This window comes from Amycolatopsis sp. 195334CR (assembly GCF_017309385.1).
Classification (GTDB): Bacteria; Actinomycetota; Actinomycetes; order Mycobacteriales; family Pseudonocardiaceae; genus Amycolatopsis.
On record NZ_JAFJMJ010000003.1, the window covers coordinates 245,254 to 268,018 of the forward strand.

20 protein-coding genes are annotated in these 22,765 nt (G+C 71.7%); 13 read left to right on the forward strand and 7 right to left on the reverse strand.

The genetic code is table 11. The features are described 5' to 3' along the window. Together sufB and JYK18_RS38205 are read right to left on the reverse strand one after the other, a co-directional pair. Positions 1 to 1,449, reverse strand: a complete 1,449-nt coding sequence (gene sufB, locus JYK18_RS38200) for a Fe-S cluster assembly protein SufB (RefSeq protein ID WP_206808671.1) — start codon at positions 1,447 to 1,449, stop codon at positions 1 to 3. After that, positions 1,446 to 2,204 (reverse strand): metalloregulator ArsR/SmtB family transcription factor, encoded by a 759-nt coding sequence (locus JYK18_RS38205; protein WP_206808672.1) that lies wholly within the window; start codon positions 2,202 to 2,204, stop codon positions 1,446 to 1,448. The genes sufB and JYK18_RS38205 overlap by 4 nt, the downstream gene beginning before the upstream one ends. A gap of 95 nt (positions 2,205 to 2,299) precedes the next feature. Here JYK18_RS38205 and mptB point away from each other — a divergent pair, with 95 nt between their 5' ends. From mptB to JYK18_RS38230, 5 genes are all read left to right on the forward strand, one after another. Then, positions 2,300 to 3,940, forward strand: coding sequence for a polyprenol phosphomannose-dependent alpha 1,6 mannosyltransferase MptB (gene mptB / locus JYK18_RS38210; RefSeq protein ID WP_206808673.1), 1,641 nt, complete (start codon positions 2,300 to 2,302; stop codon positions 3,938 to 3,940). Positions 3,941 to 3,964: 24 nt separating this feature from the next. Continuing rightward, a complete protein-coding gene (locus JYK18_RS38215; protein ID WP_206808674.1) occupies positions 3,965 to 4,900 on the forward strand; it encodes an ABC transporter ATP-binding protein in 936 nt (311 codons plus the stop codon). Further along, positions 4,897 to 5,718 (forward strand): ABC transporter permease, encoded by an 822-nt coding sequence (locus tag JYK18_RS38220; RefSeq protein WP_206808675.1) that lies wholly within the window; start codon positions 4,897 to 4,899, stop codon positions 5,716 to 5,718. Before JYK18_RS38215 ends, JYK18_RS38220 begins: the two co-directional genes overlap by 4 nt. A gap of 51 nt (positions 5,719 to 5,769) precedes the next feature. After that, on the forward strand, positions 5,770 to 6,741 hold the full coding sequence (locus tag JYK18_RS38225) for a heme A synthase (RefSeq protein WP_206808677.1): 972 nt from the start codon (positions 5,770 to 5,772) through the stop codon (positions 6,739 to 6,741). A gap of 63 nt (positions 6,742 to 6,804) precedes the next feature. Next, on the forward strand, positions 6,805 to 7,728 hold the full coding sequence (locus tag JYK18_RS38230; protein WP_206808678.1) for an acyl-CoA desaturase: 924 nt from the start codon (positions 6,805 to 6,807) through the stop codon (positions 7,726 to 7,728). On the opposite strand, the gene JYK18_RS38235 is transcribed toward JYK18_RS38230, so the two are convergent. Then, a complete protein-coding gene (locus JYK18_RS38235; RefSeq protein ID WP_206808679.1) occupies positions 7,725 to 8,036 on the reverse strand; it encodes a hypothetical protein in 312 nt (103 codons plus the stop codon). The genes JYK18_RS38230 and JYK18_RS38235 overlap by 4 nt on opposite strands. Positions 8,037 to 8,132: 96 nt before the next feature. Between JYK18_RS38235 and JYK18_RS38240 the strand changes: the two genes are divergently transcribed. Next, the gene (locus JYK18_RS38240; protein ID WP_206808680.1) at positions 8,133 to 9,107 is read left to right on the forward strand and encodes a quinone oxidoreductase; all 975 of its coding nucleotides are present in this window, start codon (positions 8,133 to 8,135) and stop codon (positions 9,105 to 9,107) included. Positions 9,108 to 9,173: 66 nt separating this feature from the next. Here the strand turns inward: JYK18_RS38240 and JYK18_RS38245 are convergent, their stop codons facing one another. From JYK18_RS38245 to JYK18_RS47240, 3 genes are read right to left on the reverse strand one after another with little or no spacing between them, the layout of a single operon-like run. Next, a complete protein-coding gene (locus JYK18_RS38245; protein WP_206808681.1) occupies positions 9,174 to 9,782 on the reverse strand; it encodes an FKBP-type peptidyl-prolyl cis-trans isomerase in 609 nt (202 codons plus the stop codon). Between the two features lie 10 nt (positions 9,783 to 9,792). Beyond that, a complete protein-coding gene (locus tag JYK18_RS38250; RefSeq protein ID WP_242583936.1) occupies positions 9,793 to 12,009 on the reverse strand; it encodes an ATP-binding domain-containing protein in 2,217 nt (738 codons plus the stop codon). Between the two features lie 56 nt (positions 12,010 to 12,065). Further along, positions 12,066 to 12,401 carry a helix-turn-helix domain-containing protein gene (locus JYK18_RS47240; RefSeq protein ID WP_307796253.1) on the reverse strand — a complete coding sequence of 112 codons (336 nt, stop codon included), beginning with the start codon at positions 12,399 to 12,401 and terminating at the stop codon, positions 12,066 to 12,068. Between the two features lie 82 nt (positions 12,402 to 12,483). Here JYK18_RS47240 and JYK18_RS38260 point away from each other — a divergent pair, with 82 nt between their 5' ends. Then, positions 12,484 to 13,149 (forward strand): NADPH-dependent F420 reductase, encoded by a 666-nt coding sequence (locus JYK18_RS38260; RefSeq protein ID WP_206808683.1) that lies wholly within the window; start codon positions 12,484 to 12,486, stop codon positions 13,147 to 13,149. Here the strand turns inward: JYK18_RS38260 and JYK18_RS38265 are convergent. After that, complete coding sequence (locus JYK18_RS38265; protein WP_206808685.1) at positions 13,074 to 14,045, reverse strand: heme o synthase; 972 nt, start codon at positions 14,043 to 14,045, stop codon at positions 13,074 to 13,076. The genes JYK18_RS38260 and JYK18_RS38265 overlap by 76 nt on opposite strands. Before the next feature lie 321 nt (positions 14,046 to 14,366). On the opposite strand from JYK18_RS38265, the gene tkt reads away from it, so the two are divergent. Genes tkt through pgl form a run of 6 tightly spaced genes read left to right on the forward strand, consistent with a single transcriptional unit; the run spans position 14,367 to position 22,682 of the window. Continuing rightward, entirely contained in the window at positions 14,367 to 16,472 is a 2,106-nt protein-coding gene (gene tkt / locus JYK18_RS38270) for a transketolase (protein ID WP_206808687.1), read from the forward strand. Between the two features lie 22 nt (positions 16,473 to 16,494). Beyond that, positions 16,495 to 17,610 carry a transaldolase gene (gene tal, locus JYK18_RS38275; protein ID WP_206808688.1) on the forward strand — a complete coding sequence of 372 codons (1,116 nt, stop codon included), beginning with the start codon at positions 16,495 to 16,497 and terminating at the stop codon, positions 17,608 to 17,610. Between the two features lie 8 nt (positions 17,611 to 17,618). Next, positions 17,619 to 19,235, forward strand: coding sequence for a glucose-6-phosphate isomerase (locus JYK18_RS38280; protein ID WP_206808689.1), 1,617 nt, complete (start codon positions 17,619 to 17,621; stop codon positions 19,233 to 19,235). Further along, a complete protein-coding gene (gene zwf / locus JYK18_RS38285) occupies positions 19,232 to 20,755 on the forward strand; it encodes a glucose-6-phosphate dehydrogenase (RefSeq protein ID WP_206808690.1) in 1,524 nt (507 codons plus the stop codon). Before JYK18_RS38280 ends, zwf begins: the two co-directional genes overlap by 4 nt. Further along, complete coding sequence (gene opcA / locus JYK18_RS38290; protein WP_206808691.1) at positions 20,752 to 21,906, forward strand: glucose-6-phosphate dehydrogenase assembly protein OpcA; 1,155 nt, start codon at positions 20,752 to 20,754, stop codon at positions 21,904 to 21,906. Before zwf ends, opcA begins: the two co-directional genes overlap by 4 nt. Next, positions 21,903 to 22,682: a 6-phosphogluconolactonase gene (gene pgl, locus JYK18_RS38295; RefSeq protein WP_206808692.1), complete on the forward strand. Its 780-nt coding sequence runs from the start codon at positions 21,903 to 21,905 to the stop codon at positions 22,680 to 22,682. Before opcA ends, pgl begins: the two co-directional genes overlap by 4 nt. Positions 22,683 to 22,765 lie beyond the last annotated feature (83 nt).

Genomic DNA, 22,765 nt, shown 5'->3' on the forward strand with positions numbered 1-22,765 from the left:
TCAGCCGACGGACCCTTCCATCTGCAGCTCGATCAGGCGGTTCAGCTCGAGCGCGTACTCCATCGGGAGCTCGCGCGCGATGGGCTCGACGAACCCGCGGACCACCATCGCCATGGCCTCTTCCTCGGTCAGCCCGCGCGACATCAGGTAGAACAGCTGGTCCGCGCTGACCTTGGAGACGGTGGCCTCGTGGCCCATGGACACCTCGTCGTTGCGGATGTCCACGTACGGGTAGGTGTCCGACCGCGAGATGGTGTCCACCAGCAGCGCGTCGCAGACCACGCTGGAGCGCGAGTGGTGCGCCCGCTTGGCCACCTTGACCAGGCCGCGGTAGGAGGTGCGGCCACCGCCGCGCGCCACCGACTTCGACACCACGGTCGAGGAGGTGTGCGGCGCCAGGTGCTCCATCTTCGCGCCGGCGTCCTGGTGCTGGCCCTCACCGGCGAAGGCGACCGAGAGCACCTCGCCCTTGGCGTGCTCGCCCATCAGGAAGACCGACGGGTACTTCATGGTGACCTTGGAGCCGATGTTGCCGTCGACCCACTCCATGGTCGCGCCCTCTTCGGCCTTGGCCCGCTTGGTGACCAGGTTGTAGACGTTGTTCGACCAGTTCTGGATCGTGGTGTAGCGGCAGCGGCCGCCCTTCTTCACGATGATCTCCACGACCGCCGAGTGCAGCGAGTCGGACTGGTAGATCGGCGCCGTGCAGCCCTCGACGTAGTGCACGTAGGCACCCTCGTCGACGATGATCAGCGTGCGCTCGAACTGGCCCATGTTCTCGGTGTTGATCCGGAAGTAGGCCTGCAGCGGGATGTCCACGTGCACGCCCGGCGGCACGTAGATGAACGAGCCGCCCGACCAGACCGCGGTGTTCAGCGCGGAGAACTTGTTGTCCCCGGCCGGGATGACCGAGCCGAAGTACTCCTGGAACAGCTCCGGGTGCTCGCGCAGGCCGGAGTCGGTGTCCAGGAACAGCACGCCCTGCTTCTCCAGGTCCTCGCGGATGGAGTGGTAGACGACCTCGGACTCGTACTGCGCGGCCACGCCCGCGACCAGCCGCTGCTTCTCCGCCTCGGGGATGCCCAGCTTGTCGTAGGTGTTCTTGATGTCCTCGGGCAGCTCTTCCCAGCTGGTGGCCTGCTTCTCGCTGGAGCGCACGAAGTACTTGATGTTGTCGAAGTCGATGCCCGAGAGGTCGGCGCCCCAGTTCGGCATCGGCTTGAGGTCGAACAGCTTGAGCGCCTTCAGGCGCGCGTCACGCATCCACTCCGGCTCGGACTTCTTCGCCGAGATGTCGAGCACGACATCCTCGCTGAGGCCGCGCCTGGCGCTGGCCCCGGCGGCATCGGAGTCCGCCCAGCCGTACGCGTAGTTGCCCAGGGAGTCGATGGTCTCTTCCTGGGACAGGGGCGCAGTGGTGGGAGTGCGCTGCTCGGCAGCGGCAGTCATACGGGATTCCCTCCGTCCGGAGATGGTGCTTCCATACCGCGCGGATTCTCCGCGGGTACGTGGGTGGTGCAGGCGGTGTCCCCGCGCGCGATGGTCGCGAGGCGCTGCACGTGGGTGCCCAGCAGCTTCGCGAAGGCCTCGGTCTCGGCTTCGCAGAGCTGCGGGAACTCGGCGGCCACGTGGGCCACCGGGCAGTGGTGCTGGCACAGCTGCTCACCCGTGCGGACCTGCCGGGTCGAGGCAGCGTAACCCTCCCTGGTCAGGGCGGTGGCGAGGGCCTCCGCCCGGGAGGACGGCCCGGCGGAGCTGGTCACCGCGTCGCGGTGGGGCTCCACCAGAGCCGCGACGCGGCTCTCGGCGAACGCGCGGACGGCGTCCGGGCCCGCGTGCTCCGCGAGGAACCGGACGGCCGAGACCGCAAGGTCGTCGTAGGCGTGCCCGAAGCGGGCCCGGCCGCTGTCAGTGAGGCGGAACGCCCTGGCCGGGCGCCCCCTCCCCCGCGGCCCGCGCCGGGGCGCGTCGAGCGCCTCGGCTTCCCCGCAGTCGAGCAGGGTGTCGAGGTGACGCCGCACCGCGGTGGGACTGATGCCGACCTTCTCGGCGACCACCGCGGCCGTGATCGGCCCCTCCTCCAGCAGCAGGCGAGCCACCTCGTGCCGGGTCCGGCCGTCGGCGTTGGCCTGGACGGGCACGCCGGCGGAGGCGGGGCGGCTGTCGCCGTCCCGCCGCTGCTGAGCGGCACCCGTCTTTTTCACAACACAAGTGTGTCGTATATGCGGGCAAGGGGCAAAGGAGGGTCAATTCCGGGTGACCGACATCACGGTGACATCGCAGTCGATACCCTGCCGGAGTGGAGACCAGGTCGCCCGTCGAACCCGCCGCACCCCAGCCGCTGGACGTCACCGAGGAGCGCGCGCTCAAGATCATCCGCCGGTTCGGCACCACCGGGTCGCTGTTCCTCGCCATCGGCTCGCTCGGGGCGGGCGCCGCGCCGGTGATCAACCCGGTGCTGGAGATCCCGGTGCTGCGGGTCTTCGCCCGGATCTCCACGGTCTCGCTGGCCATCGCCGCCACCGGCATCCTGATGGTGGTCATCGCCTGGCTGATGCTCGGCCGGTTCGCCCGCCCGGCCAACGCCCGGCTGGCCACGCCGAAGCAGCTGCACCGCGCGCTGATCACCTGGGTGACCCCGCTGCTGTTCATCCCGCCGCTGTTCTCCCGCGACGTCTACAGCTACCTGGCGCAGAGCGAGATCGTGCGCCGCGGGATGGACCCGTACTCGCTCGGGCCGGCCGAGGCGCTGGGCATCGGCGACCCGCTGACCTCGGGCGTGTCCAACATGTGGCGCGAGACGCCCGCCCCGTACGGGCCGCTCTACCTGCGGTTCGGCAGCTGGCTGGCGGAGCTTTCGGGCAACAACATCGTCACCGGGGTGATGCTGCACCGCGGGCTGGCCGTGGTCGGCGTGGTGCTGATCGTCTGGGCGCTGCCGAGGCTGGCCTCGCGGTTCGGCGTGCAGCCCGCCACCGCGCTCTGGCTGGGCGCGCTGAACCCGCTGCTGATCTTCCACCTGGTCGCCGGGGCGCACAACGACGCGCTGGCGCTCGGGCTGATGGCCGCCGGGCTGGAGCTGGGCCTGCGGAAGCTGCCGATGCGGGTCAAGGGCGACACCCCGCCGCCGCTGGCCCCCGGCGAACTGCGCTTCATCGCGCTCGGCGTGGCGGTGATCACCCTCGGCGTGCTGACCAAGGTGAGCGCGATCCTGGCGCTGCCGTTCTTCACCGTGATGGTGGCGCGGCGCTGGCACGGCGGGATCCGGGACCTGTTCCGCGCGGCCGCGCCGATGGCCGCGGTGTTCGCCGTGGTCTTCGTCGGGGTCACCCTGGTCACCGGGCTCGGCTTCGGCTGGATCGGCACGCTGGACACCCCCGGCCTGGTGCGCGCGTGGATCTCGCCGACCGCGGAACTGGGCAACCTCGGCGGGCTGCTCGGCATTTCACTCGATCTGGGGAACCACACCAACGCGCTGGTGCCGATCCTGGGCAACCTCGGCTACGTGGCCGCCGGGGTGGTCACGGTGAAGTTCATCTGGGACAGCCTGAAGTGGCGGTACCGGCCGATCATCGGGCTGGGCGTCTCGCTCGGCGCGGTGATGGTGCTGCACGTGGCGCTGCAGCCGTGGTACCTGCTCTGGGCGGCGATCCCGCTGGCCGCGGCGGCGGGCACCTCGCGGTTCCGGGTGGCCGCCACGTGGTCGAGCGTGGTGCTCTCGCTGGTGGTCTTCCCCACCGGCGGCAGCTTCGGCGGGCGGACCTTCGTGCCGTTCCAGGCCTACACCGCGGCGATCGTGGTGGTGGTGCTGGCGCTGCTGCTGGTGCGCCGGATGTGCCCGCTGATCTTCACCAGGCCGGACGCCGCGGCCATCTCCGGCGCGCTGTCCGAAGCGCACCTCGACGACGAGGTCTACCCCGGCCCGCGGCAGCCCGCGTGAACCGCCGCTCTACCCTCTAACGTTGTGAGTGCACCCGCCGTGGAGATAACCGGGCTGGTGAAGCGCTTCGGATCCACCAAGAAGGTCACCGCCGTCGATGGCCTCGACCTGCGGATGCCGCAGGGCACGCTGCTGGCCCTGCTGGGCCCGAACGGGGCGGGCAAGACGACCACGGTCGAGGTGTGCGAAGGCTTCCAGCGGCCCGATTCCGGGACCGTCCGGGTGCTCGGGCTGGATCCCGCCGGCCAGGGCGCCCGCCTGCGGCCCCGCATCGGCGTGATGCCGCAGGGCGGTGGCGCCTACCCCGGCGTGCGCGCGGACGAGATGCTCGGCCTGGTGGCCTCCTGCGCGGCCCGGCCGCTGGACCCGGCGTGGCTGCTGGAGGTGCTCGGCCTCGATGGCGTGCGGCGGACCCCGTTCAAACGGCTCTCCGGCGGGCAGCAGCAGCGGTTGTCGCTGGCCTGCGCCCTGGTCGGGCGGCCCGAACTGGTGTTCCTCGACGAGCCGACCGCGGGCATGGACCCGCAGGCGCGGCGCCTGGTCTGGGACCTGCTCGCCGCGTTGCGCGCCGACGGCGTCAGCGTGCTGTTGACCACACATCTGATGGAAGAAGCCGAAACGCTCGCCGATCACGTAGTCATCGTCGACGGTGGCAAGGTGATCGCCGAGGGCGCGCCGAGCGAGCTGACCGCCGAGGCCGGGGAAGCCGCGCAACTGCGGTTCCGCGCGCGAGCCGGCCTCGACACGAAGCTGCTCTCGGCGGCGCTGCCCGAGGGGTACCTGGTGCGGGAGTCCGCGCCGGGCAGCTACCGGGTGGAGGGCGTGGTGGACCCGCAGGTGGTCTCCGCGGTCACCGCCTGGTGCGCCCAGCAGGGCGTGCTCGCCGAGGAACTGCACGTGGGCCGCCGCGACCTCGAAGAAGTGTTCCTCGAGCTGACCGGACGGGAGCTGCGCGGATGACCGCCGTCAAGCCAGGCAGGGAAGAGACCGTGAGCCCTCGTTTCGCACCGGGCACCTTCGCGCCCGCGCCGGGCCGCGGCTCGCTGGTCCGCATGCTGCGCACGCACGCGCGCGTGGAGACCGCGCTGACCCTGCGCCACGGCGAGCAGATCCTGCTCACGCTGCTCATCCCGCTGGCGCTGCTGATCGGGTTGAGCCTGCTGGACCTCCTGCCCTCGGGCGAACTGGGCCCGGTCGAAGCGGTGGACTGGGTGACCCCGCGCATCCTGGCGCTGGCGGTGATGTCCTCGGCGTTCACCGGGCAGGCCATCGCGCTCGGCTTCGACCGGCGCTACGGCGTGCTCAAGCGGTTGTCCGCGACCGCGCTGCCGCGCTGGCTGCTGGTGGCCGGGCGGCTGCTGGCCGCGCTGGTGGTGGTCGCCATCCAGGCCGTGGTGCTGGGGGTGGTGGCCGCGCTGCTGGGCTGGTCGCCGTCGCCGGCCGGACTGCTGGCCGGTGTGGTGTTCCTGGTCTTCGGCACCTTCGCCTTCGGCGCGCTGGGCGTGCTGCTGGGCGGTTCGCTGCGGGCCGAGGCGGTGCTGGCGCTGGCGAACGTGGTGTGGTTCGTGCTGCTGCTGGCCGGCGGCATCCTGCTGGTGCCCGCCGCGATGCCGGGTGCGCTCGGCGACGTGGTCGGCCTGCTGCCCTCGGGCGCGCTGGCCGAGGGCCTGCGGGCGGCGCTGCTCGACGGCCGCTTCAGCTGGGGGCCGGTGGCCGTGCTCGCCGCCTGGGCGGCCGCGGCCGGGGCGCTCGCCGCGCGTACCACCCGGCTCAACTGATCCGCAAGACCTCTCAGCAAGCACGCGGAACCGGCCCCCTACCATCGGTTCGTGCCCCTGAAGTCGCTCGTCGCCCGCCTCCCCTATCCCTCTCCCGTGGTGCAGCGCGTGCTCGCCATCGCCGCGGTGATCACCCAGGGCGGGATCGGGGTGACCGGCTCCATCGTGCGCGTCACCGGTTCCGGGCTCGGCTGCCCGACCTGGCCGCAGTGCTTCCCGGGCAGCATGTTCCCGGTCGAGCACCCGGAGCTGAGCGCGCTGACCCAGTGGATCGAGTTCGGCAACCGCCTGCTCACCGGGCTGGTGATCGTGGTGGCCGGGCTGTGCGTGCTGGCGGCGTGGCGGATCCAGATCGACCAGCCGAGCCGGCGCCGCCTGGTCGCGCTGGCGTGGACCATGCCGCTCGGGGTGGTCGCGCAGGCGGTGATCGGCGGCATGACCGTGCTGACCGGGCTGCTGTGGTGGACCGTGGCCATCCACTTCCTCGCCTCCACCCCGCTGGTGTGGCTGGCGTTCATGCTGCTGCGCGCGTTCGGCGAGGGGGACGAGCGGCCGCGCTGGCTGATCCAGCCGGTGGGCCGCAAGCTGATGGTCGCGCTGGTGGTGCTGCTCGGCGCGGTGCTGGTGGCCGGGACCACGGTGACCGGTGCCGGTCCGCACGGCGGCGACCCGGACACCCCGCGCTTCGACGCGCCGATCGAGACCCTCGCCCAGGTCCACGGTGGACTGCTCGTCCTCTTCCTGGTCGTGCTGGCGGTGCTGGGGCTGCACTTCTCCCGCGTCGGCGCGCCGGCCGCGCTGTGGCGGCGCTACGCGGTGCTGGCGGTGGTCTCGCTGGCGCAGGGCGGGCTGGGCAGCCTGCAGTACGCGCTCGGCATCCCGGAGGTGCTGGTCTCGTTCCACGTACTGGGGTCCGCGCTGGTCATCGTGGCCACCGCGTCGCTGTGGTGCGCCACCCGCGACCGCGGTCCGGTACCGGCGAGGACGACCGAACCGGCGCCGGTACTCGCGACCGCCGACTGACCGACACCACCTCGTAACGAGGGCGCGGGCCGCAGGCCAAAATGTCCGAATAGGCTCTTGCCCATGAAGTCACCTTCGGCGGCCAAGCCGATCATCTCCCACCAGCGCTCGACCACCGAGATGATCGTGCTCAAGGCGTTCCTGCTGATTCCGTTCGCCGCGCTGGTGGTGGCCGTGCCGGTCGCCTGGGGCTGGGGGCTCAACTGGGTGGACGTCGGCCTGGCGGTGGCGTTCTACGTGATCGGCACGCTCGGGGTGACCGTGGGCTACCACCGGTACTTCACCCACGGCGCGTTCAAGGCGGCGCGGCCGCTGCGGATCGCGCTGGCGGTCGCGGGCGGGATGGCCGTGCAGGGTTCGGTGATCTTCTGGGTGGCCAGCCACCGGCGGCACCACGCCTTCGCCGACCGCGAGGGCGACCCGCACTCCCCCTGGTTGTTCGGCACCTCGCCGATGGCGCTGGCGAAGGGGTTCTGGCACGCGCACATGGGGTGGATGTTCCAGCGCGAGGTGACCAGCTACGAGCGGTTCGCCCCGGACCTGCTCGCCGACGGCGACCTGCGCGTGGTGAACCGGTACTTCTGGCTGTGGACGACGTTGAGCCTGGCCGCGCCCGCGCTGCTCGGCGGGCTGATCACCTGGTCGTTCTGGGGCGCGGTGACCGCGTTCTTCTGGGCCGGGCTGGTGCGGATCGCGTTCCTGCACCACGTGACCTGGTCGGTGAACTCGATCTGCCACATGGTCGGTGACCGGCCGTTCGCCAGCAGGGACAAGGCGGCGAACTTCTGGCCGCTGGCGATCCTGTCCATGGGTGAGTCGTGGCACAACTCGCACCACGCCGACCCGACCTGCGCCCGGCACGGGGTGCTGCGCGGTCAGGTGGACGTGTCGGCGCGGGTGATCTGGCTGTTCGAAAAGCTCGGCTGGGCCCGCGACGTGCGCTGGCCGAAGCCGGAGCGCATCGCCGCGAAGCTCAAAGCTTCCTAACGGGGACTTGCCATCCGGCGCCGGTACTTGGCGCCGATCTTCGTCGCGCCGACGGTCTCGTTGTCCCAGGTGGACGCTTCGAGGCCGTCGACCGCTTCGACCAGCTTCTCACCGGTTTCCACGCTGGTGACGATCACGTCGCCGATGGCACCGTCCTTGCCGACGAGCATCACCCTGGCGCCGGCGCGTCCGATGTTCTCCACCACGGCCCTGCCCGCTTCACCGTGCTTGGCCACGAACTCACGGGCCGCGGCCAGCTGGCGGCCGGTCGGTTCGGCGGGTTGCGTCTTCTCGTTCTCCTCAGCCACGCGCCGAGCCTATCGGCCCGGTGGCCGGGACGCGGAACATCGTGGCCCCGGCCATAGTTGCGTCTGAGGAAGAGCGCACATCGAGGAGGACGACGCATGCCGACGCCAGCAGTACGGATCCAGCAGACCGGTGGCCCGGAGGTTCTGGAGTTCACCGAGGTCGAGGTCGGCGATCCAGGGCAGGGTGAGCTGCTCGTCGAGGTGGCGGCGGCCGGGATCAACTACATCGACACCTACCAGCGCGGCGGCCTCTACCCGGTCCAGCTGCCGCTGGTGCTCGGGCTCGAGGGTGCCGGGCGGGTCGCGGCGGTGGGCTCCGGCGTGACGGAGTTCGCCGTGGGCGACCGCGTGGCTTGGCAGGGCGTGCCCGGCGGTTACGCGGGCCGGGCGCTGGTGCCCGCTTCGGCCGCGGTGCGGGTGCCGGACAATGTCGACGACGACGTCGCCGCCGCGACACTGCTGCAGGGCATCACCGCGCACTACCTGGTCACCTCTACCTACCCGGTGCAGGAGGGTGACGCGGTGCTGGTGCACGCCGCCGCGGGCGGGGTCGGGCTGCTGCTCACCCAGCTGGCCAAGGCGAAGGGCGCCCGGGTGCTCGCCACCGTGTCGACCGAGGAGAAGGAGCAGCTGGCGCGCGAGGCCGGTGCCGACGAGGTGATCCGGTACGACCAGGTGGACTTCGCCGAGGCGACCAGGAAGCTGACCGACGGCGAGGGCGTGGCCGCGGTGTACGACGGGGTCGGCAAGTCCACTGTGGACGGCAGCATGGCCAGCGTCCGGCGGCGCGGCATGCTGGTGCTGTTCGGCAACGCCAGCGGCGCGGTGCCGCCGGTGGACCCGCTGCGCCTGAACGCCGCGGGCTCGATCTTCATGACGCGGCCCAAGTCGACCGACTACACCGCCACCCGCGAGGAACTGGACTGGCGCGCGGGCGAGCTGTTCGGCGCGGTGGCGGAGGGTTCGCTGAAGGTCCGGATCGGCGGCACCTACCCGCTGGCCGACGCGCGCCGGGCGCACGAGGACCTGGAAGGCCGCCGGACCACCGGCAAGCTCCTGCTCCACCCCTGACCGAAGCCCGCCGATGCCACGAAGGTGGCTTCCGCCCGGAAGCCACCTTCGTGTCGCGAGGGCGGTTCAGCTGGTGGCGGGCGTGACCTTCACCGCGTCCACCACGAAGACCAGGGTCTCCTTCTGCAGCGGGTGGCCCAGCTGCTTGCCGTAGGCCAGGTCCGGCGGCACCACGATGACGCGGCGCCCGCCCTGGAAGATGCCCTCCAGGCCCTGCTCCCAGCCCGGGATGACCTGCTGCGCGCCCAGCGTCAGCGGCAGCGTCTTGCCCTTCTCGTACGAGTTGTCCGCGACCTGCTTGTTGCTCCAGGTCACCAGCAGGTAGTTCGCCTCCAGCTGGCTGCCCTTGGCCGCCTCGGCACCCTGGCCGGGCTCGAGGTCCTTGGTCAGCAGCTTCGTCGGCGCGGCGCAGCCGTCGGGCAGCGTGATCTCCGGCTGCTGGCCCGCCTCGCCCTTGACCTCGATCTGGTCCACCGTGCACTCCGGCCCGGCCGGCTGCTCGGGCAGCGCCGTCACCGAGCCCGGCCCCGGCACGCCGGTGTTCGGCCCGGCGGGCGCGATCGACGGCTGGGCGTTCGAGCCAGGGGGCTGGGTGGAGTCCTTCTCCGATGGCGTGCACGCACCGAGGGCCAGTGCGGCGGCGACCACGACCACGATCTTGGCAGAGTTCCGCATAACGGGCAGCCTAGCTCCCGGCCGGGAACGGCTCCGACCCGGCGTGGAGCACCCCCAGCCGCCGCGTGGCGCGGGTCAGCGCCACGTACAGGTCGTTCCAGCCGCGCGGCGACTCGGCCACGATCTCCTCCGGCGCGAGCAGCACCACCGAGTCGAATTCGAGCCCCTTGGCCAGTTCCACGGTCAGCACCGACAGGCGCTCGTCCTCGGGGACCACCTCGGCCACTTCGGCCAGCCGCGCCACCGGGCACAGCACGGCCACCGTGCCGCCGTCCACTTCGGACAGTTCCGCCGCCGCGACCGCCGCCGGGTCCGCCGAGGCCAGCGAGGCCTGCCACGGCTCGACCCCGGTCGACCGCACCGAGGTGGGCACGGTCAGCTCCGGATCGACGCGCGCCAGCGCCCGCGCGGCCAGGCCCATGATCTCGGCGGGCGTGCGGTAGTTGACCGTCAGCTCCGCCAGCCGCCACCGGTCGTCCACGTACGGGCCGAGCACCTCGCCCCAGGCCGACGCGCCGCCCTCGGCCCCGGTCTGCGCCACGTCACCGACCACCGTCATCGACCGGCTCGGGATCCGCCGCATGATGGTCCGCCAGTCCATCGCGGACAGTTCCTGCGCCTCGTCCACGATCACGTGCCCGAAGGTCCAGGTGCGGTCCTGCGCGGCCCGCTGGGCGGCGGTCAGCTCGCTGCGCGCCTGCTGCCGTTCGGCGAACAGCTCGGCGTCGAGCACGTCGCTCACCCGCAGCAGTTCGGGATCGATGATCTCCTCGTCCTGCTCCAGGATGTCCAGCACGCCCTCGGCGTAGGCGCGCTGCTCGCGCTCCTCGCGGGCGCGGGCGGCGCGTTCCTCGGTGTCGTCCCAGCCGAGGAGTTCGGCGAGTTCGTCGAGCAGGGGCACGTCGGCCGGGGTGAAGTCCGCGCCGCGGTCGCGCCGGAGCGACGCGCGCTCGTCCTCGCCGAGGTGCTTCGACGCCGCCGAGGTCAGGCGCTCCGGCTCGGCGAAGAGGTCGTCGAGCACCTCCTCCGGGGTGAGCACCGGCCACAGCTCGTCCATCGCCCGGCGCACGTCCTTGTCCTCGGCGAGTTCCGCGCGGATGTCGCCGACGTCGCGCGCGTCGAGCAGGTTGTCCCCGAGGCGCCGCGCGGCCTGCCGCGTGAGCGCGTCCAGCAGCTCCGAGACGAAGATCCGCCGCGCCTGGTTGTGCGGACGGCGCGACCGCCGCGCCTTCGCCCGCGCGTCGGTGCAGGTGCGCCGGTCCAGCCGCAGCACCTCGCGCTCGACCTCGACCTCCAGCACCGGCGACGGCACCCGCTGGCGGTCCTTCACCGCGTTCGCCAGCACCTCGGCCATCACCCGGCGCCCCTTGACCTCGGCCGCCGCGCGCTCGTCGGTGCCTTCGGCGGAGATGCCCGGGTACAGCTGCCCGACCGTGGCCAGCAGCACCCCGGTCTCCCCCAGCGACGGCAGCACCTGGCCGATGTAGCGCAGGAAGGTGCTGTTCGGCCCGATCACCAGCACACCGCGCTTGGTCAGCTGCTGGCGGAAGGTGTAGAGCAGGTACGCCGCGCGGTGCAGGGCCACCGCGGTCTTGCCGGTGCCCGGCCCGCCCTGGACCACCAGCACGCCGTTCATCGGGGCCCGGATGATCCGGTCCTGCTCGGCCTGGATGGTGGCGACGATGTCGCTCATCTCACCGGTGCGCCGCTGGGCCAGCGCGGCCAGCAGCGCCGCCTCCCCGGCCAGCCCGAGGTCGTGGTCGCCGCCGCTCGCCTCACCGAGGTCGAGGATCTCGTCGTCCACCCCGGTGACCCGGCGCGACAGGCTGCGGATGTGCCGCCGCCGTCGCACGCCCTCCGGCGAGGCAGCGGTGGCCAGGTAGAACGGCCGCGCCACCGGGGCCCGCCAGTCGATCAGCAGCGGGCGGTAGTCGTCGTCGGTGTCGAACAGGCCGAGCCTGCCGATGTAGGCCGTCTCCTGGTCGTGGAAGTCGAGCCTGCCGAAGCACAGCCCCTGCTCCACCGAACCGAGCTGCGCCAGCCGTTCGGTGTAGGTCGCGGTGGCCACGTCGCGTTCGGTGCGGGCCTGCGGGGTGCCACCGGTGAGGCGGAGGGTTTCGTCGAGCCGTCGCTGGGTGAGGTCGCGTTCGGCGTCGAGCATCTCGTAGAGCTTGGTGACGTAGGCCTGCTCGTGCTCGAGATCGGAGTCCCCAGGGGACACGGACAAGGGTGACTCACTTTCGTACGAGGGGGATTCCGATCGATTCTACGCGGGCGGCCCGGTCAATCCGGCCGCGCCGCCATCACCTCGTCGCCGTGCGCGAAGGCCCACTCCCCCAGCGCCCCGATCGGTTCGAGCAGGGTTTCGCCCAGCGGGGTGAGCGCGTACTCCACGCGCGGTGGCGCCTCGGCGTAGGCGCGCCGCGTGACCAGCCCGTTGGCCTCCAGCCGCCGCAGGGTCTCGGTGAGCACCTTCGGCCGGATTCCGCCGATCCGCTCACGCAGTTCGCCCGGTCGGCGCGGGCCGTGGCGCAGTGCCCACAGCACCACCGAGTTCCACGTGTTGGCGAGCAGGTCGAAGGCGAGGCGGGCACGGCAGTCGGCGAGGAAGTCGGGCACGGAACCTCCTGGGGGCACGGGCACCGGATGGTGCCTATCGGAATCCCTACCGTCGATCTTCCAACACCAGGTGGAGGTACGGATGCGGATCGGGATCCTCGGGGCGGGCAACATGGCGGACGCGCTGGGTACGCAATGGACGCGGGCCGGGCACCGGGTGCGGACCAGCGGGCGCGCCCCGGCGGGCGCCTTCGCCGAAGCGGCGGCCTTCGGCGAGGTGGTGCTGCTGGCCGTGCGGCACGAAGGCGTGGAGGACACGCTGCGCGCGGCGGGCGGCTCGCTGGCGGGCAAGGTGGTGGTCGACTGCACGAACCCGATCGTGGAAGGTGAACTGGTCACCGGGACCACGTCGGCGGCTCAGCGGGTCGCGGAGCTCAGCGGCGGCCGGGTGGTGAAGGCGTTCAACCTGTGCCACGAGGACGTGTGGCGGATGACACCCCCGGTGTTCGGCGGCTCGCCGCTGGTGGTGCCGCTCTGCGGGGACGATCCCGCCGCACTGGCCACAGTGGAGTCACTCGTGCGCGACCTCGGCTGCGTGCCCGCCGCGGGCGGTGGCCTGGCACGGGCCGGTCTCCTGGAGGCGACCGCCGCGCTGGTGATCGGCCTGTGGCGCGGCGGCGCGGACGCCCGTGGCATCCTGCCGCCGCTGGCCTACGCGCAGGGCGATCCGGCTCAGAAGGGCAGGCCCAGCGCGGGCAGCCCGATCGCCGAATCCACCGCCAGCGCGCAGAAGACGATCATCAGGTAGGTGTTCGAGCGGTGGAACAGGGCCATCGGCTTGGTCTCCACCCCGCGGTTCACCGCGGCGCGCAGCCGGTGCGCGTAGAAGAGGAACCACGCACCGGCGAGCGCGGCGAACGAGGCGTAGAGCCAGCTGGTGGCCGGGGCCAGCAGCAGGGTCCAGCCGACCATCACCCACGAGTAGATGACGATCTGCTTGGCCACGTGCTGCGGGGTGGCCACCACCGGCAGCATCGGCACGCCCGCGCGCTCGTAGTCCTCGCGGTACTTCATCGCCAGCGCCCAGGTGTGCGGCGGCGTCCAGAAGAAGATCACGCCGAACATCACGAACGCGGGCCACTCGACCGTGCCGGAGACCGCGGCCCAGCCGATCACCACCGGCATGCAGCCGGCCGCGCCGCCCCAGACCACGTTCTGCGGCGTCCGCCGCTTGAGGCCGAGGGTGTAGACGAAGATGTAGAACAGGATCGTCGCGATGGCGAGGATCGCCGAGAGCAGGTTCACCGTGAAGAACAACACAGCGAACGAGGCGACCCCGAGCACCAGCCCGAAGATCAGCGCGTTGCGCCGCGGCACCGAGTCCTTGACCAGGGGGCGCCGCTTGGTGCGGTTCATCACCTTGTCGATGTCGGCGTCGATCACGCAGTTCAGCGCGTTCGCGCTGCCCGCGGCCATCGTCCCGCCGAGCAGGGTGGCCAGCACCAGCCAGGGGTTCGGGATCTCACGGCCGGCCAGGAACATCGCCGGGATGGTGGTGACCAGCAACAGCTCGATCACACGGGGTTTGGCGAGCGCGGCGTAGGCACCGATGACCCGGCGGGGGCTACGCCGGCCACCTGGCTCCTCGGGTGCGTCCACGGCGCTGGTTTCACCGCGTCCGTGCGCGGCGTGCACCAACGACATTTCGCTCCCTGCTGCTTCACAGTCGGTCCGGGTGGGACGCGGGGCTTCGAACTGGATCTTGCGGTGGGCCCGAAACCTCGCCGGGCCTGCGCCCTGACCGATCGTAATCGGCCTCGTGTCCGGATCAACCGAGGGGGTCTTGACACGGTTGGGGTCCACGGCTCCGGGTACGCCTACGACTAGGCTGGCCCGCGTGGGCGTGGCGCGCCCGTGCGAGGGGTGGCGAACAGGAATATCGTGCACCCCGGATCGATCAAGCGCGCCAGCCGGCAAGCACCGTGCCAAGCAAGCGAATCACCGAAGACGGGGAGTTCGAGTTCAGTGTCCGAAACCGCCCTCAGCAGCGAGAACAACCCTCTCATCCGGCGGAACTACCCCGCCGACTGGACCGAGCTGGACACCCGCGCGGTGGACACCGCCCGGGTGCTCGCGGCCGACGCCGTGGAGAACTGCGGCAGCGGGCACCCCGGCACGGCGATGAGCCTGGCCCCGGCCGCCTACTCGCTGTTCCAGCGGGTCATGCGGCACGACCCGGCCGACCCGGAGTGGCCGGCCCGTGACCGGTTCATCCTCTCCGCCGGGCACTCCAGCCTGACCCTCTACATCCAGCTGTACCTGGCCGGGTTCGGCCTGGAGCTGGAGGACCTCAAGCAGCTGCGCCGCTGGGGTTCGAAGACCCCCGGTCACCCGGAGTACCGCCACACCGCCGGGGTGGAGACCACCACCGGCCCGCTGGGCCAGGGCCTGGCCAACGCGGTCGGCATGGCGATGGCGGCCCGCCGCGAGCGCGGCCTGCTCGACCCCGAGCCCGCCTACGGCGAAAGCATCTTTGACCACCAGATCTACGTGATCGCCTCCGACGGGGACATCGAGGAGGGCGTCACCTCCGAGGCCTCCTCCATCGCCGGGCGCCAGGAGCTGGGCAACCTCACCGTCATCTACGACGACAACAAGATCTCCATCGAGGACGACACGAACATCGCGCTGTCCGAGGACACCGCGAAGCGCTACGAGGCCTACGGCTGGCACGTCCAGGTCGTCGACGGCGGTGAGGACGTGGTCGCGTTCGAGGCCGCGCTCGAGGCCGCCAGGGCCGAGACCACCCGCCCGTCGTTCATCCTGCTGCGCACGGTGATCGGCTTCCCGGCGCCGAACAAGATGAACACCGGCAAGGCGCACGGCGCCGCACTGGGCGCCGACGAGGTCGCCGCGGTGAAGAAGATCCTCGGTTTCGACGAGACCAAGGACTTCGAGGTCGCCGACGAGGTGATCGAGCACACCCGCAAGGCCGCCGTGCGCGGCAAGGCGGCGCGGGCCGAGTGGCAGACCAAGTTCGACGCGTGGGCCGAGGCCAACCCCGAGCGCGCCAAGCTGGCGGCCCGGCTGAGCCGGCGCGAGCTGCCGGCCGGCTGGTCGGAGAAGCTGCCGTCGTGGGAGCCCGACGCCAAGGGCGTGGCCACCCGCAAGGCCTCCGGCGAGGTGCTGAACTCGCTCGCCGAGGCGCTGCCGGAGCTGTGGGGCGGTTCGGCCGACCTGGCCGAGAGCAACAACACCACGATGAAGGGCGCCGACTCGTTCGGTCCCGAGTCCGCCGCCACCGGCATGTGGAAGACCAGCCCGTACGGCCGCACGCTGCACTTCGGCGTCCGCGAGCACGCGATGGGCTCGATCCTCAACGGCATCGCGCTGCACGGCGGCACCCGGCCCTACGGCGCCACCTTCCTGATCTTCTCCGACTACATGCGCCCGCCGGTGCGGCTGGCCGCGCTGATGAAGGCGCCGGTCATCTACGTGTGGACGCACGACTCGATCGGGCTCGGCGAGGACGGCCCGACGCACCAGCCGATCGAGCAGCTGTCCGCGCTGCGCGCCATCCCGGGGCTGAACGTGGTCCGCCCGGCCGACGCCAACGAGACCGCCGCCGCGTGGAAGGCCGTGCTGGAGGACAACGAGCACCCGTCGGGCCTGGCGCTGACCCGCCAGAACGTGCCGGTGCTCGAGGGCACCAGCACCGAGGGCGTGGCCCGCGGTGGCTACGTGCTCGCCGAGGCTTCCGGCGCCACCCCGGACGTTGTGCTCATCGCCACCGGTTCCGAGGTGCAGCTGGCCGTCGAGGCCAGGAAGAAGCTGGAGGCCGACGGCGTTTCCACCCGTGTGGTGTCCATGCCGTGCGTCGAGTGGTTCGAGGCGCAGAACCAGGCCTACCGCGAGTCGGTGATCCCGTCCGGGGTGAAGGCACGCGTGGCCGTGGAGGCCGGGATCGCCCAGCCGTGGCACAAGTTCGTCGGGGACGCCGGCGAGATCGTCTCCATCGAGCACTTCGGCGCCTCCGCGGACTTCGCCACCCTGTTCCGCGAGTTCGGCATCACCGCCGAGGCCGTGGTCGACGCCGCCCGCCGGTCGCTGGACACCGCCAAGAACTCCTGAATCCACCGAAGGGGATGAAGTCATGAGCAGCACCGATCGGCTGGCCCAGCTGTCCGAGGCCGGGGTCTCGATCTGGCTCGACGACCTGTCCAGGGAGCGGCTCGACACCGGCAACCTGGCCGGGCTGATCCGCGACAAGCACGTCGTGGGCGTCACCACCAACCCGACGATTTTCGCCAACGCGCTGTCGAAGGGTGAGGCGTACGACAAGCAGGTCGGCGAGCTGGCCGCCCGCGGCGCCGACCTCGACGCCACCGTGCGCGAGCTGACCACCACCGACGTGCGCAACGCCGCGGACCTGTTCCGCGACGTCTACACCGCCACGAACGGGGTGGACGGCCGGGTGTCCATCGAGGTGGACCCGCGGCTGGCCAAGGACGCCGACGCCACCGTGGCCGAGGCGCAGGACCTGTGGAAGACGGTCGACCGGCCCAACCTGCTGGTCAAGATCCCGGCCACCGAGGAGGGCCTGCCGGCGATCACCCGCACGCTCGCCGAGGGCGTCAGCGTCAACGTCACGCTGATCTTCTCCGAGGAGCGCTACCGCGCGGTGATCGAGGCCTACTTCGCCGGTCTGGAGCAGGCCAAGGCGAACGGCCACGACCTCAAGGGCATCCACTCGGTCGCCTCGTTCTTCGTGTCCCGCGTGGACGCCGAGATCGACAAGCGGCTCGACGCCATCGGCACCGACGAGGCCAAGGCCCTGCGCGGTGAGGCGGCCATCGCCAACGCGCGGATCGCTTACGCCGCCTACGAAGAGCTGTTCGCCTCGGACCGCTGGAAGGCGCTGGCCGCCGACGGCGCGAACGTGCAGCGCCCGCTGTGGGCCTCCACCGGGGTGAAGGACCCGTCCTATTCGGACACCCGCTACGTGGACCAGCTGGTGGTCGCGAACACGGTGAACACCATGCCGGAGAAGACCCTCGAGGCGGCGGCCGACCACGCCGAGATCGACGGCGACAAGGTCTCCGGCACCGAGACCGCCGCCCGCGCGCTGTTCGCCAAGCTGGAGGCCGTCGGCATCGACATCACCGACGTGTTCCTGGTGCTGGAGAACGAAGGCGTGGAGAAGTTCGAGAAGTCCTGGAGCGAGCTGCTCGAAACGGTCACCGGGCAGCTGGCGAAGGCGAAGGGCTGAGCGAAGGCATGGCAGCGGAAGAGACGGGCGCGGGGGTCACGATCGTCGACCCCGCGCTGGAACAACAGGCGAAACCGCTCGCGGACAGCCTGATCGCCGAGAAGGCCGCCTCGCGGCTGGCTTCGCAGGACCCCACGCTGTGGGGTGCCGAGGCCGAGCCCGAGGCGTCCATCCGGTTGTCCTGGACCACCCTGCACAAGTCCTCGCGGCCGCTGATCGGCGAGATCGAGGCGCTGCGCGCGGAACTGCGCTCGGAGGGCGTGGACCGGGTGGTGCTGGCCGGGATGGGCGGTTCCTCGCTGGCGCCGGAGGTGATCACCGGGACCGAGGGCGTCGCGCTCACCGTGCTCGACACCACCGACCCCGGTCAGGTCGCCGACGCGCTGGCCGGGGACCTCGACCGGACCGTGCTGGTGGTCTCGTCGAAGTCCGGCGGCACGGTGGAGACCGACAGCCACCGCCGGATCTTCGCGAAGGCGTTCTCCGCCAACGGGATCGACGCCAAGCGGCGGATCGTCGTGGTCACCGACCCCGGCTCGCCGCTGGCGGAACTGTCCGAACGGGAGGGTTACCGCAAGGTCTTCCTGGCCGATCCGAACGTGGGTGGCCGGTACTCCGCGCTGACCGCGTTCGGGCTCGTCCCGGCCGGGCTGGCCGGTGCCGACGTGGCGCGCCTGCTGGACCAGGCCGCCGGCGTGGCCGACCGGCTGGCCGCCGACGACGAGGCGAACCCGGCCATCCGCCTGGCGGCGGCGCTGGGCGCGCGGCACGGGCAGAACGCGGAGAAGGTGGTCTTCGCCGACACCGGTTCCGGGATCAAGGGGTTCGGTGACTGGGCCGAGCAGCTGATCGCCGAGTCCACCGGCAAGCAGGGCACCGGCCTGCTGCCGGTGGTGGTCGAATCGCCGGAGGCGGCGGGCTTCGCCGACGCCGGTGCCGACGCCACCCCGGTGGCCGTCGGGCATTCGGTCTCGCCCGCCCAGCTCTCGGTGACCGGCCCGCTCGGGGCGCAGTTCCTGCTCTGGGAGTTCGCCACCGCGCTGGCCGGGCGGCTGCTCGGGATCAACCCGTTCGACCAGCCCGACGTGGAGGCGGCGAAGAAGGCGGCGCGCGCGCTGCTGGACCAGCCCGCTTCCGCGACCGGCAGCGCCAAGCCGTCGTTCACCGACGGCGCGATCGAAGGCTACGGCCTGGACGCGGCGAACCTGAGCGAGGCGCTGAAGTCCTTTGTGGACTCGGCCACCGAGGCGCCGTCGGCCTACCTGGCGGTGCAGGCCTACCTGGACCGCCTCGACGACGCGTCGACCGCGGTGCTGCGCCAGCAGCTGGCCAAGCGGACCGGGGTGCAGACCACCTTCGGCTGGGGCCCGCGGTTCCTGCACTCGACCGGGCAGTACCACAAGGGCGGCCACCCGAACGGCTTCTTCCTGCAGCTCACCGGGGCCGCCGAGCAGGACCTCGAGGTGCCGGACCGGCCGTACACGCTGGCCGGGCTGCAACTGGCGCAGGCGCTCGGGGACGGGCAGGTGCTCGCCGAGCACGGCCGCCCGGTGCTGCGCCTGCACTTCACCGACCGGGCCGCCGGGCTGGCACAGCTGGTGGCCGCGCTGGAGGCGCTGGCGTGAGCTGGACCAACCCGCTGCGGGACCCCCGCGACAAGCGGCTGCCGAGGATCGCCGGGCCGTCCAGCCTGGTGATCTTCGGCGTCACCGGGGACCTGTCCCGCAAGAAGCTGATGCCCGCGATCTACGACCTGGCCCACCGCGGCCTGCTGCCCGCCGGGTTCTCGCTGGTCGGGTTCGCCCGGCGGGACTGGGAGCACCAGGACTTCGGTGAGCTGGTGCACGATTCGGTGGCCGAGCACTCCCGCACCCCGTTCCGCGAGTCGGTGTGGAACCGGCTCGCCGAGGGCATCCGGTTCGTGCAGGGCACCTTCGACGACGACGACGCGTTCGACCGGCTCGCGCGGACCGTGCGCGACCTGGACGCCGAGCGCGGCACCGGCGGCAACACCGCGTTCTACCTGTCGATCCCGCCGAGCGCGTTCCCGGTGGTGACCAAGCAGCTGGCCCGGTCCGGGCTGGCCGACACCGACGAGAGCACCTGGCGCCGGGTGGTGATCGAGAAGCCGTTCGGGCACGACCTGCGCAGCGCGCGGGAGCTGAACGCGATCGTCAACGACGTCTTCCCCGAGGAGTCGGTCTTCCGCATCGACCACTACCTCGGCAAGGAGACGGTGCAGAACATCCTGGCGCTGCGCTTCGCGAACCAGCTGTTCGAGCCGATCTGGAACGCCAACTACGTCGACCACGTGCAGATCACCATGGCCGAGGACATCGGCCTCGGCGGGCGCGCGGGCTACTACGACGGGATCGGCGCGGCCCGCGACGTCATCCAGAACCACCTGCTCCAGCTGCTCGCGTTCACCGCGATGGAGGAGCCGGTCTCGTTCGAGCCGAAGGCGCTGCGCGCGGAGAAGGTCAAGGTGCTCGGCGCGACCAAGCCGCTGCTGCCGTTCGAGGCGACCACCGCGCGCGGGCAGTACACCGGCGGCTGGCAGGGCGGCAAGAAGGTGCCCGGCCTGCTGCAGGAGGGCGGGTTCTCGAAGGACTCGACCACCGAGACCTACGCCGCGGTGACGCTGGAGGTGCAGAACCGCCGCTGGGCGGGGGTGCCGTTCTACCTGCGCACCGGCAAGCGGCTGGGCCGCCGGGTGACCGAGATCGCGGTGGTGTTCAAGCGGGCGCCGCACCTGCCGTTCGACTCCACCGCCACCGAGGAGCTGGGGCAGAACGCGCTGGTCATCCGGGTGCAACCGGACGAGGGCGTGACGCTGCGGTTCGGCTCGAAGGTGCCGGGGACCACGATGGAGGTCCGCGACGTCACGATGGACTTCGGCTACGGGCACGCGTTCACCGAGTCCTCGCCGGAGGCCTACGAGCGGCTCATCCTGGACGTGCTGCTCGGCGAGCCGTCGCTGTTCCCGGTGAACGAGGAGGTCGAGCTGTCGTGGGAGATCCTCGACCCGATCCTGGCGCACTGGGCCAAGCACGGCAGGCCGGAGGAGTACCCGCCGGGCTCGTGGGGTCCGTCCTCGGCGGACGAGATGCTGGCCGCTAGTGGTCGCAACTGGAGGCGCCCGTGATCATCGATCTGCCGTCCACCACCACCTCGCAGCTGAACAAGAAGCTGGTCGAACTGCGGGAGCGCGGCGGGGCCGTGGCGCTGGGCCGGGTGCTGACGCTGGTGATCGCCGCGGACGACGACGAGCACCTCGAAGACGCGATCGACGCGGCCAACGAGGCCAGCCGGGAGCACCCGTCGCGGGTGATCGTGGTGGCCAAGGGCGCGAAGACGGCGTCGCCGCGCATCGACGGCCAGATCCGCGTCGGCGGGGACGCCGGGGCGAGCGAGGTCATCGTGCTGCGGTTGTACGGCGCGCTGGCGTCGAACAGCCAGAGCGCGGTCGTGCCGCTGCTGCTGCCCGACGCGCCGATCGTCACCTGGTGGCCGGGGACCGGGCCGCGCAACCCGGCCGCGGACCAGCTCGGTGAGCTGGCGCAGCGCCGGATCACCGATTCGGCGGCGGAGAAGAACCCGATCCGCGCGCTCGGCACGCGCGGCAAGGCCTACACCGACGGTGACACCGACCTGGCCTGGACGCGGCTGACGAACTGGCGGGCCCAGCTGGTCAGCGCGCTGGACCTGCCGCCGTACGAGAAGGTGCTCTCGGCCACGGTCACCGGTGAGGCCGACTCGCCGTCGACCGAGCTGCTCGCGGGGTGGCTGGCGGAGTACCTGAAGGCGCCGGTCAAGCGGGTGAAGTCGAGCAGTGCGCAGGGCATTCTGTCGGTCACGCTGGAGCGGCGCTCCGGGGCGATCGAGCTGTCGCGCCCGGACGGCAGGGTGGGCACGCTGACCCAGCCCGGCCAGCCGGCCCGGCGGATCGCCCTGCAGCGGCGGGACAACAAGGACTGCCTGATCGAGGAGTTGCGCCGGCTCGACCCGGACGAGATCTACGAGGCCGCCCTGCACGGCCTCGGCAAGATCGCGGCGACCGCGCGCAAGTCCCCGGCCAAGGCCGAGACGACCCCGCGCAAGGCCACCACCTCGAAGACGCCCACCACGGCCGACGCGAAGACCTCGGCGAAGGCGCCCACCACGGCCGACGCGAAAGCCCCGGCGAAGGGTTCCACCGCGGCCGAAGCGAAGGCGCCCAGCGCGGCGGGCGAGGCGAAGGCCCCGGCCAAGGGGTCCACCGCGAAGGCGAAAGCACCGGCGAAAGCGAAGTCATGAGCACCTCCGAGGTAGTCGTCTACTCCGATCCGCAGTTGCTCGCGGCGGCCTGCGCGGCCCGGCTGGTCACCCGGCTGGTCGACGTGCAGGCCGCGCGCGGCTCCGCCTCGCTGGTGCTGACCGGCGGCGGCACCGGCATCGCGATCCTGCGGGAGCTGCGCAACTCCCCCGCCAGGGACGCGATCGACTGGTCGAAGCTCGACCTCTACTGGGGCGACGAGCGCTTCCTGCCCGCGGACGACGACGAGCGCAACGAGAAGCAGGCCCGCGAAGCCCTGCTCGACCACGTGCCGCTCGACCCGGCGCGGGTCCACGCGATGGCCCCGTCCGACGGCCGGTTCGGCGACGACCCGGACGCCGCGGCGGCCGACTACGCGCGGATCCTCGCCGGCAACGCGCGGCCGGAGGACCACGGCGACGTGCCGACCTTCGACGTGACCCTGCTCGGCCTCGGCGGCGAGGGCCACACCGCGTCGATCTTCCCCGAGACCCCGGCGGTCTACGAGACCGAGCGCTCGGTGATCGCGGTGCGGAATTCACCGAAACCGCCGCCGACGCGGATCTCGCTGACGCTCCCGGCGATCCGGCGCTCGGCGGAGGTCTGGCTGGTGACCACCGGCGCGGCGAAGGCCGACGCGGTGGCGCTCGCGCTGGCGGGCGCCGGCGAGGTCCAGTTGCCGGTGGCGGGCGCGCGCGGACAGCGGCGCACGCTGTGGCTGCTCGACCGCACGGCGGCGGCGAAAACCACGAACGTGTTCCGGCCGCGGATCGCCTGATCGATCAAGCCCCGCTTTTGTCCGATTATCGGACAGTCCTGGTCATCCCCCGGACGGGTGATCTCCGATCGCCCAACCGGACA